Annotated in this window: 8 protein-coding genes; 6 read left to right on the forward strand and 2 right to left on the reverse strand. The window is 60.9% G+C overall.

Going from position 1 to position 10,186, the window contains the following annotated elements; all coding sequences use genetic code 11:
• The first annotated feature begins 469 nt into the window (after positions 1-469).
• On the forward strand, positions 470-2,281 hold the full coding sequence (gene ftsH / locus QZ511_RS15130) for an ATP-dependent zinc metalloprotease FtsH (protein WP_295803592.1): 1,812 nt from the start codon (positions 470-472) through the stop codon (positions 2,279-2,281).
• Positions 2,282-2,295: 14 nt separating this feature from the next.
• On the opposite strand, the gene polX is transcribed toward ftsH, so the two are convergent.
• The gene (gene polX / locus QZ511_RS15135) at positions 2,296-4,014 is read right to left on the reverse strand and encodes a DNA polymerase/3'-5' exonuclease PolX (RefSeq protein WP_295803593.1); all 1,719 of its coding nucleotides are present in this window, start codon (positions 4,012-4,014) and stop codon (positions 2,296-2,298) included.
• A gap of 52 nt (positions 4,015-4,066) precedes the next feature.
• Entirely contained in the window at positions 4,067-5,023 is a 957-nt protein-coding gene (locus QZ511_RS15140; protein WP_295803606.1) for a tRNA-dihydrouridine synthase, read from the reverse strand.
• A 379-nt stretch (positions 5,024-5,402) separates the two neighbouring features.
• Between QZ511_RS15140 and QZ511_RS15145 the strand changes: the two genes are divergently transcribed.
• The 5 genes from QZ511_RS15145 to QZ511_RS15165 all read left to right on the forward strand — a co-directional run bounded on the left by QZ511_RS15145 (position 5,403) and on the right by QZ511_RS15165 (position 10,137).
• Entirely contained in the window at positions 5,403-5,627 is a 225-nt protein-coding gene (locus QZ511_RS15145) for an OadG family transporter subunit (protein WP_295803595.1), read from the forward strand.
• A gap of 88 nt (positions 5,628-5,715) precedes the next feature.
• Complete coding sequence (oadA, locus tag QZ511_RS15150) at positions 5,716-7,503, forward strand: sodium-extruding oxaloacetate decarboxylase subunit alpha (protein WP_295803597.1); 1,788 nt, start codon at positions 5,716-5,718, stop codon at positions 7,501-7,503.
• Positions 7,504-7,515: 12 nt separating this feature from the next.
• On the forward strand, positions 7,516-8,829 hold the full coding sequence (locus tag QZ511_RS15155) for a sodium ion-translocating decarboxylase subunit beta (RefSeq protein ID WP_295803599.1): 1,314 nt from the start codon (positions 7,516-7,518) through the stop codon (positions 8,827-8,829).
• 201 nt (positions 8,830-9,030) lie between these two features.
• Positions 9,031-9,816 (forward strand): co-chaperone DjlA, encoded by a 786-nt coding sequence (gene djlA / locus QZ511_RS15160; protein ID WP_295803602.1) that lies wholly within the window; start codon positions 9,031-9,033, stop codon positions 9,814-9,816.
• Positions 9,817-9,828: 12 nt separating this feature from the next.
• Complete coding sequence (locus tag QZ511_RS15165; protein WP_295803604.1) at positions 9,829-10,137, forward strand: BolA/IbaG family iron-sulfur metabolism protein; 309 nt, start codon at positions 9,829-9,831, stop codon at positions 10,135-10,137.
• The last annotated feature ends 49 nt before the right edge of the window (positions 10,138-10,186 follow it).

A 10,186-nucleotide genomic window follows, 5' to 3' on the forward strand; every position in this document is an offset into this window, starting at 1 on the left:
GAACTATAGTGACTCGCCTTGGCTTCGTCAACTGTTTTTTTAAAGGCTTCTTGCAAAAACTCTTTAAAAATCCGCAAGTTACCGAACATTCCCAGCTTCCGTTTGCTGCCGGTTCAGCTCGATAGGGCGCGCATTCTGCCGTGGCGGGCGGCGCTTTGCAAGTACTTTTTCAAGGGTGGCTACGATTTGCGGATCAGTGCCGGATGGGGCGCTGCGGGAGGTTCCAGCCTGTCTGTGCGGCACGGCGCCAGGCCGGGGGTGCGGCTGTCTATACTGTTGCCTGATAGGTTGCGCTGATTCCGTGACGGATCCTGAGATCCCGTGTTCCGCTCTATCTACTTCCGCAAGATTCCACCCAACGCGTCGCGAGCCGTCTATGGCCAATGACCAGAGCGATCATCCCTCCCCGGGCAGTGAGCCGGAGCCGCCACGGCCGCCCCAGTCTTCCCGGTTCTGGGTGCAATACCTTATGTGGCTCGTGTTTGCGTTGCTGTTCCTGCAGTTCTGGTCCAACACGCAGACGGGCGGGCAGCGTGAGTCACTTTCCTACAGCGAGTTCAAGCAAAAGGTCAGCAACGATCTCGTGGTCAGTGTGACCATCCAGGGCGACAGGATCCTGGGTACCTATGAGGGCGCGCAGGAGACCCAGATCCCGTCCGGAGAATCCCGCACCACGCACTTCATCACCGTGCTGCCGCCGGTGGACGACCCGGAATTGATGCCTCTGCTGGAGCAGCACCAGGTCCAGATTCGCGCCGAGCCCTCGGAGACGAACCCCTGGTCGCTTGTCCTGCTCAGCCTGTTGCCGTGGATTCTGATTATTGGCCTGTTTCTGTGGCTGGGGCGCCGCATGCAGGAGCGAATGGGAGGCATTGGCGGTGGCGGGGCATTCGGCTTTGGCCAGTCGCGGGCCAAGCGGTTTGAGCGGGGCGAGTCCAATGTCACCTTTGACGACGTGGCGGGGCTGGCCAATGCCAAGCGGGACCTGCAGGAAATCGCCGATTATCTGCGGAACCCCGAGCACTACCGCAAGCTCGGCGCCAAGATCCCCAAGGGCATCCTGCTGATGGGGCCGCCGGGCACCGGCAAAACCCTGCTGGCGAAGGCCGTGGCCGGGGAAAGCGACGTGCCGTTCTTCAGTATCAGTGGCTCGGAATTCATCGAAATGTTCGTCGGTGTCGGCGCCTCGCGGGTGCGGGATATGTTCGCCAGCGCCAAGAAGGAGGCGCCGTCTATCATCTTTATCGACGAGATCGACTCCGTGGGGCGGGCCCGCGGTACCGGTCTGGGCGGCGGCCACGACGAGCGGGAACAGACGCTGAACCAGATTCTCGGCGAGATGGATGGCTTCGACCCGCACGAGACGGTGGTGGTGCTGGCGGCCACCAACCGCCCGGACGTGCTCGATGCGGCACTGCTGCGCCCGGGCCGCTTTGACCGCAAGATTACCCTGGACCTGCCAGACAAGAATGCTCGCATGGCGATTCTGCGGATCCATTCCCGCGAGGTGCCGCTGGACGATGATGTGGACTTTGAGCGGCTGGCGGCGCTGACGGTGGGGTTTTCCGGCGCAGATCTGGAGAACCTGATCAACGAGGCTGCGTTGCTGGCGGGACGCGAAGACAAGTCGGCGGTGGACATGTTCTGCATGCTGCAGGCGCGAGACAAGGTGGTACTGGGCAGTGAGCGGGAAATGGTGATCGGTGACGAGGACAAGAAGCTTATTGCCTACCACGAGGCGGGGCACGCGCTGGCCGCCAGCCTGCTGCCTAATGCCGATCCCCTGGACAAGGCCACTATTATCCCCCGCGGGCACAGCCTGGGCGCAACGGAACAGATTCCCGAGGAGGAGCATCACAGCATGCGCGCCAGTTACCTGCGCGACCGCATTGGCGTGATGCTCGGCGGACGGGTGTCGGAACAGGTGGTTTTCAACGAGGTGAGCACGGGGGCGGAAGAGGATTTAAAGCAGGCAACGCGCCTGGCCCAGCATATGGTGACCCACTGGGGCATGAGTGAAAAGCTCGGTCCGGTGGCGTTCCGGCGCGGCGAGGAGCATATTTTCCTGGGCCGGGAAATGGCGCAGCAAAAGGACTTCAGCGAACATACCGCGGAGATAATCGACGAGGAGGTCGTGGACCTGGTGCGCGGCATAGAGCAGGAAGTTTACCAGCTGCTGGAGGCCCATCGCGACAAGCTGGATGCGCTGGCAACGGCGTTACTGGAACGGGAAACACTGGACGCGGAGGAAATCCGGCAGGTCTTCCAGCTGGATAAATGATTGCGCGGGCGCCGTTAGCGCGCGAACAGCTGTAACAGCTTTTTCAGCGGCAGGCAGTTGATCACGTCCTTTTTCTCCAGCCAGCCACGGCGTGCCTGGTCGACACCAAACCGCATGTTTGCGAGGCCGGCGGCACTGTGGGCGTCGGTGGCGATGGATACCTTTACCCCCATTTCCCGGGCCATTTTGCAGCCCTCATCGGTCAGGTCCAGGCGTTTTGGCTGTGCATTCAGTTCGACAAAACAATTCCTGTCTTTGGCCGCTTCGAGAATTTTCTCCAGATCCGTTTCATAGGGATCCCGTTCGTTGATCAGGCGCCCGCTGGGGTGGGCCAGAATATGGAAGTAGGGATTGTCCATCGCGCGCAATATCCGCTCGGTCTGTTTCTTGCGCGGCAGGTCGAACTTCTGGTGTATCGCGCACACGGTGAAGTCCAGTTGCTTCAGTACTTCATCGGGATAATCCAGGGTGCCGTCCTCCAAGATATCCACCTCACTGGATTTCAGCAGTACCAGGCCATCCAGTTGCGCATTCAGCTGGTCGATTCTGTCCAGGTGCGCGAGCAGTTCCTTTGTGTCCAGGCCACTGGCAATGGCGAGGCTCTTCGAGTGTTCGGTTATGGCGAGGTATTCATAGCCCAGTTCTTTCGCGGCGTGGGCCATATCTTTCAGTGTGCTGTGACCGTCACTGGCCGTGGTGTGGGCGTGCAGGTTGCCGCGGATATCTTTCAGGGTAATCAGTTTGGGCAGGCTTCCATCCCTGGCCGCCTCCAGTTCCCCGCGGTTTTCCCGCAGCTCTGGCGGTATGAAGGGTAATCCGACACTTTCATACACGGATTTTTCGGTCTTGCCGGCAATGCGCTCGTCGCCCTTGAATACTCCGTACTCGTTGATCTTGTAGCCTTGCCTGACCCCCATTTTGCGCACCGCAATATTGTGTGCCCTGGAGCCGGTAAAGTAGTGCTGCGCCGCGCCGAAACCGACCTGGGGTACCACGCGGAGATCCACCTGCATGCCGCAGCGGAGATACACGGTGGAGCGGGTCTTGCCCTTCGAGAGCACTTCTTCCACATCGTCGTAGTCGGTGAAGTGATCCATGATCGGGGCGCTTTTGCTGGCGGTGATCAGGATGTCGAGGTCGCCCACGGTTTCTTTGCGCCGGCGAAAACTGCCGGCAACCATGACGTCCTTGATGCCCTCGGCCTTTTTCAGATAGTCCAGCAGCGACCTGGCAATTTCTTCTGCGTCGACCAGCAGGGTGCGGGGCTTTTCTCCGGAAAATTTTTCCACCCGCTGTTTGATCTTCTCCTCGCTCTTGTCGCCAAAGCCGGACACATCGTGGATCCTGCCGCTTGCGGCAGCTTCCTTGAGATCGTCGAGGGTTTTTATATTGAGCTCGTTGTAGAGGGTGCGCACGCGCTTGGGCCCGAGGCCTTCGATTTTCATCAGCTCACTGAGCGCGGGCGGTATGCGTTCTTCCACTTCCTGCAGTAGCGGCAGTTTGCCACTACGCACCAGCGCCCGGATTTTTTCCGCCAGATCGTCGCCGATATCCGGCAGCTCGGTCAGGTCTTCGCCGTCATCCAGCAGATCGGACATGCTGCGGGGATAACCGCGCACGGTACGGGCCGTATTGCGGTAGGCGCGCACGCGAAACGGATTGGCGCCCTCGATTTCCAGCAGGTCGGCGAGTCGGTCGAACTTGTCGGCGATTTCGCTGTTGTGCACGGGCATGGCGGCGGCGGTTCGGGTTCCTGAGTGGGAGTTGACTCAGTATAGGTGAGGGCTAGGCAGCCTCGATATCCGCGGTGCCCGACGCCAGCTGGCGGGCAAAGGCGCGCTCCAGCAGTTCCGGTTCCCGGTGGCGCTTGATCTCGTCGAAGAAAATGGTGGCTTCTGGGTAGCTGAGTTTGAGGTAGGCCAGCCACTGCTTGATGCGGTTGCCGAGATACTTCGCCGGGTAGATCGTCTGGGTGGTGCGGTAGTAGCGGTACAGCAGTCCAGCGACTTCCTGCCAGGACATCGGTGTGTAGGGACGATTCTCGCAATGGGCGCGGATCTGCAGGCCAATGTCGGGCCTTGCGAGCAAGCTGCGGCCGAACATGAAGGCGTCGCAGCCGGTTACTTCGCGGCAGCGCAGGTAGTCGCTGAGGGTCCACAGGTCGCCATTGGCGACCACCGGGATACGGATCTGCTGGCGGATTTCGCCGATGTATTCCCAGTAGGCCGGGGGGCGGTAGCCATCCACCTTGGAGCGGGCGTGTACCGCGAGTTCGGAGGCGCCACCGGCCTCGGCGGCGCGGGCGTTGTCGAGGTAGCTGCTGCGGTCCTCAAATCCCAGCCTGATCTTGGCGGAAACCGGGATCTGCGCCGGTACCGCTTTGCGTACCGCGGCGATGATGCCCTCGACCCGGGAGGGGGATTGCAGCAGACAGGCGCCGCCATCGCTGTTGTTCACCGACTTGGCCGGGCAGCCGAAGTTGAGGTCGATGGCGCGGGCACCGGCAGCTACTGCGCGCACGGCGTTGTCGGCCATGGCCTGGGGGTTGCCCCCCAGCAATTGCAGTTTCACCGGGGTGCCACTGGCGGTGGCGGCGCCGGTCGCCAGTTCCGGGCACAGGCGGGTGAACACCCGGCGCGGCAGGCGGGTATGGGTCACCCTGACGAATTCGGTCACGCACACGTCGACACCGCCGAGCTCGGACAGAATCGCACGCACATGATGGTCGATCACGCCCTCCATGGGGGCCTGATGAATTTTCGGCACTTTGGTGCGGGTTTCGGTGCGGGCTTCGGTGTGGGTAGTGGAGCCTGTTTCCTGGAGGGGGTTGCTCATTGCGGTATTGGTGGCCGGGTAAAACTCTGGTCGATAATTGTACGGTTTTTGTCTGCCGCTGTGAATTTCTGTTCGCGCGCCGTGCGGCCCCGGCGGGCAATTCCCATTTTATCGAAATTGGTAACGAAAATGGTCGAAATTCCCAGTCTTTGCGCGGTTCTTGGTTGCTTCTGTAACTAATAAGTGTTTGATTTTTAAAGGTTCTTATATCGATAATAACGCCCGCAAAAGCGGGACCAAAAACAAGCTCACCACGATCAAGGGGGATAAGGTGCAGGAATCACTCATGCAACAAGGGCTGGATATCACGCTATTCGGCATGGGCATCGTGTTTACTTTTCTGCTGGTGTTGGTGATCTGTACCACCATCATGTCCCGCCTGATGTCCCGCTATTTCCCCGAGCCGGAGCCCGCCCCGGTAGCCAAGTCCGCGGCCGGCGCAGCTGACGATGCGCGGCTGAAAAAAATTATCCAAGAGGCGATCAAACAGCATCGCAACAGGCGCCGATAACCAGTCGCCGATAACTGGGCGCCCGAAGTTCGCGCCCAGCATTCACCATTTACTTATTGCCAAGAATAATTTCCGAGAGAGACGACCCATGACTGAGGTTAAAAAGCCACTGGGGATTACCGATGTAGTCCTGCGCGACGCCCACCAGTCGCTGTTCGCTACCCGCCTGCGGCTGGATGACATGCTGCCGATTGCGGAGAAGTTGGATAAGGTCGGTTTCTGGTCACTGGAATCCTGGGGCGGTGCCACATTCGATTCCTGCATCCGCTATCTGGGGGAGGACCCGTGGGAGCGGATCCGCGAGCTGAAAAAAGCCATGCCGAATACCCCGCAGCAGATGCTGTTCCGCGGGCAGAATATTCTCGGTTACCGCCACTACGCCGATGACGTGGTGGAAAAGTTTGTCGAGCGCGCGGCCACCAATGGTGTCGACGTTTTCCGCGTGTTCGATGCCATGAACGATATGCGCAACCTGCAGACCGCGCTCGCGGCGGTGAAAAAACAGGGCAAACACGCCCAGGGCACCATCTCCTATACCGTGAGCCCGGTGCACACCATGGATATGTGGGTGGACCTGGGGCGTCAGCTGGAAGATATGGGTGCGGACTCCATTGCGATCAAGGATATGGCCGGCCTGCTGCGCCCGTACGAAGGCTTTGAGCTGGTGACAAAACTGAAGGCGGCAGTGGATATTCCGATTCACATGCAGTGCCACGCTACCACTGGCCTGTCCACCGCAACCGCACTGAAATGTGTGGAGGCGGGCATCGACAATATCGACACTGCCATTTCCTCCATGTCCATGACGTACGGGCACAGCCCCACCGAAGCGGTGGTGGCGATCCTCGAGGGTACCGAGCGCGATACTGGCCTGGACATCCATCTGCTGGAAGAAATCGCGGCTTACTTCCGCGAAGTGCGCAAGAAATACGCAAAGTTCGAAGGTTCCTTGAGGGGGGTGGATTCCCGCATCCTGGTGGCGCAGGTGCCGGGTGGCATGCTGACCAATATGGAAAACCAGCTGCGCGAGCAGGGCGCTGGGGATCGCCTCGACGAGGTACTGGAAGAAATTCCGCGGGTGCGCAAGGATCTGGGCTACCTGCCGCTGGTAACGCCGACCTCGCAGATTGTCGGTACCCAGTCGGTGCTGAACGTGCTCACCGGTGAGCGGTACAAGTCGATTTCCAAGGAAACCGCCGCGGTACTGAAAGGCGAATACGGTGCGACTCCTGCGGAAGTGGACAGAGAGCTGCAGGAAAAAGTCCTGGAGGGCGGCGAGCCGGTTACCTGCCGTCCGGCGGACCTGCTGTCTCCCGAGCTGGACAAGCTCTCTGCGGAGCTGCTGGAAAAGGCCACGCAAGACGATATCGAGCTGGAACAGGGTGAGCGCCAGATCGACGACGTTCTGACTTACGCGCTGTTTCCGCAGATCGGTCTCAAGTTTCTGAAAAACCGCGACAATCCCGCGGCCTTTGAGCCGGTGCCCACGGGCAACGAAGGTGCCGAGGTCAAGAACGACAACGGCGAAGGTGTGTATACCGTCAACGTGGAAGGTCAAAGTTACACCGTAACCGTCAGCGACGGTGGCGATGTCACCGGCATGGTTGCCGTAGGTGACAGCGCAACGGCAGCGGCACCGGCAGCCGCGCCCGCCGCCGGTACCGGCGAACCGGTCAAGGCGCCCCTGGCCGGCAATATCTTCAAGGTGCTGGTGAAGCCGGGCGACCAGGTAACCGCCGGCCAGAATATTGTGATCCTCGAAGCCATGAAGATGGAAACCGCAGTCAGCGCGCCGCGTGCCGGCCAGGTGACGGAAGTGAGCATCAAGGAAGGCGATTCGGTGGCGGTGGGCGATGCCCTGCTGGCCATCGCATAAGCGGGGGGCGACGTGGAACACCTAACCAATCTATGGCTTTCCTCCGGGGCCTATAAAATGTCCTCCGGCCAGTTCGTGATGATCCTGGTCGGGTTGCTACTGCTGTTTCTGGCCATCCGCAAAAACTTCGAACCGCTGCTGCTGGTGCCGATCGGCTTCGGCGGTATCCTGGCGAATATTCCCGGGGCCAACCTCGCGCTGCCGGCGGTGGAAGCGGCAATGCACTCCGGCGATGCCGGCATTTTGTCGCAGATAGCGCAGGCTCTGGGTTTGGGCGGATTTGAATCCCTGCAGGGCCTGAAAGAGGCGCTGGCATCGGCGCCCGCTGCGGCCTACGAGCGGGCCGCGCAAGTGGCGCACGATGCGGGCTTCAGCAATGGCATGCTGTACAACTTCTACTCCGTGGCTATCGCGTCCGGTGTTGCTCCGCTGGTGATTTTTATGGGCGTCGGCGCAATGACCGATTTTGGCCCGTTGCTCGCCAACCCGCGCACGCTGTTCCTGGGGGCCGCGGCCCAGTTCGGTATCTTCGCCACCGTGCTCGGTGCCGTCGGCCTGTCCGCTGCGGGGCTGATGGATTTCTCCATCGCCGATGCCGCGGCCATCGGGATTATCGGTGGCGCCGATGGCCCCACTGCAATCTATGTGTCCAGTCTGTTGGCGCCGGATCTGCTGGGTGCCATTGCGGTGGCGGCCTATTCGTATATGGCGCTGGTACCGCTGATCCAGCCGCCGATCATGCGCGCCCTCACCACCGAGCAGGAGCGCAAGATCGAGATGGTGCAGCTGCGCCATGTGAGCAAGCGCGAGAAGATCGTGTTCCCGCTGGTGCTGTTGATTCTGGTGGCCCTGTTCCTGCCGGATGCGGCGCCGCTGCTGGGTATGTTTTGCTTCGGCAACCTGATGCGGGAGTGCGGGGTGGTGAATCGCCTGTCGGACACCGCGCAGAATGCGCTGATCAATATCACCACCATCTTCCTGGGCCTTTCCGTGGGTTCCAAACTGGCGGCGGACAAGTTTCTGGACCCGAAAACCCTGGGTATCCTGGCGCTGGGTATCGTGGCCTTCTCCATCGGTACCGCCGCCGGCGTGCTGATGGCGAAGCTGCTGAACACCGTGAGCAAGACCAAGATCAATCCGCTGATCGGCTCTGCCGGGGTATCCGCGGTGCCGATGGCGGCGCGGGTGTCCAACAAGCTGGGGCTCGAGTCCAACCCGCACAACTTCCTGTTGATGCATGCCATGGGCCCGAACGTGGCCGGGGTAATCGGTTCCGCGGTGGCGGCGGGTGTGATGATCACCATGGTCCGTGCCATGACCGGCTGAGCCAGCCAGGTTTACCGCCCCCTGCAAACCCCGCTTCGGCGGGGTTTTGCGTTTCCGGGCGTGGGCGGGGCGCCTGTCGCAGTCTCTGACCAGTTGGTCGCAGCCTGCATCCTCTGTCGCGGCCTATTCGGGCCCCCCGTGGTAAGATGGCCGCCGTTTATCAACCACTGGGCACCAGCGGAGGTGCCGGAAGGAGAAGTTATGTCCTGGTTGGGTGCAGGTATCGGTGCGGGCATCGGTATGATGTTCGGCGGTCCCATCGGCGCGGCGCTGGGGGCCTGGGTCGGCAGTTCCTTTGGCTCCGGCCTGAAAAGAATGGCCGAGGCCGGTATTCCCCTGAATCGCGACGGTGCGCAGACCGTTTTTATCGTCGCGCTGTTCTCCATGCTGGCGAAAATGGCCAAGGCGGACGGGCAGGTTTCCAAGGCCGAGATCCGGCTGATCGAGGATTTCATCAAGCACAATTTGCGCCTGAGCGGCGAGGACCGCGAGCAGGCGATCAAGATCTTCCAGAATGCCAAAACCGACAGCTACAGCATCTATGACTACGCCGAGCAGTACCGCCAGCTGATTCGCAACCAGGCTATGCGGGAAATGGTCTACCGCCTGCTGTTTGCGGTGGCGTTTGCGGACGGTGAGCTGCACCCGGCGGAAGAACAGATCCTGCGGCGCATACCCGCCTCCCTGGGCCTGCACGAGTCCATCTTCAGTGCGATGTACAACGAGTTCACCCGCGGCGGTGCGGCGCCCGCCAGCGCAGGCAGCCTGCAGGCCCATTACGATGTGCTGGGCTGTAGCCCCGATGTGAGCGATCGCGAATTGAAGCTGGCTTACCGGCGCAAGGCGGGTGAGTTCCACCCGGACAAAATCGCGGCCAAGGGGTTGCCGGAAGAGTTTATGCGCCACGCGGAAGACCAGATGAAAAGCATCACCGTGGCTTACGACACGATTGTCGCCGCGCGCAAGCGCGAGGCTGCGGTCAGTTAACGGAGTATTACCATGTCACTAGCGGATACCATCCAGCAGAAACTTGTCGAGGCTTTTGCCCCCAGCCATGTGGAAGTGGCCTGTGAAAGCCATATGCACAATGTGCCGGAAGGGGCGGAGATGCACTTCCGGGTGGTACTGGTGAGCGAGGCCTTTGCCGGTGTACGCAAGGTGCAGCGCCACCAGAAGGTTTACGCCGCACTGGCGGACGAAATGGCCGGGCCGATTCATGCCCTGGCTCTGCATCTGTTTACTGCCGAGGAGTGGCAGGGGCAGGCGCCGGATAGCCCGCAGTGTCTTGGTGGAAGCAAGTCTGCGTAAAAGTCTGCGTAGCAGCGTTGTTCAGTGGCGGGCCGGCGGAGGCCCGCCG

It is taken from the genome of uncultured Microbulbifer sp. (assembly GCF_913055755.1).
Classification (GTDB): domain Bacteria; phylum Pseudomonadota; class Gammaproteobacteria; order Pseudomonadales; family Cellvibrionaceae; genus Microbulbifer.

Coding starts and splice junctions, on each gene's coding strand:
- QZ511_RS15140 (WP_295803606.1), bottom strand. CDS start 5,023: ATGGAGGGCGTGATCGACCATCATGTGCGTGCGATTCTGTCCGAGCTC.
- QZ511_RS15165 (WP_295803604.1), top strand. CDS start 9,829: ATGTCACTAGCGGATACCATCCAGCAGAAACTTGTCGAGGCTTTTGCC.
- polX (WP_295803593.1), bottom strand. CDS start 4,014: ATGCCCGTGCACAACAGCGAAATCGCCGACAAGTTCGACCGACTCGCC.
- ftsH (WP_295803592.1), top strand. CDS start 470: ATGTGGCTCGTGTTTGCGTTGCTGTTCCTGCAGTTCTGGTCCAACACG.
- djlA (WP_295803602.1), top strand. CDS start 9,031: ATGTCCTGGTTGGGTGCAGGTATCGGTGCGGGCATCGGTATGATGTTC.
- oadA (WP_295803597.1), top strand. CDS start 5,716: ATGACTGAGGTTAAAAAGCCACTGGGGATTACCGATGTAGTCCTGCGC.
- QZ511_RS15145 (WP_295803595.1), top strand. CDS start 5,403: ATGCAACAAGGGCTGGATATCACGCTATTCGGCATGGGCATCGTGTTT.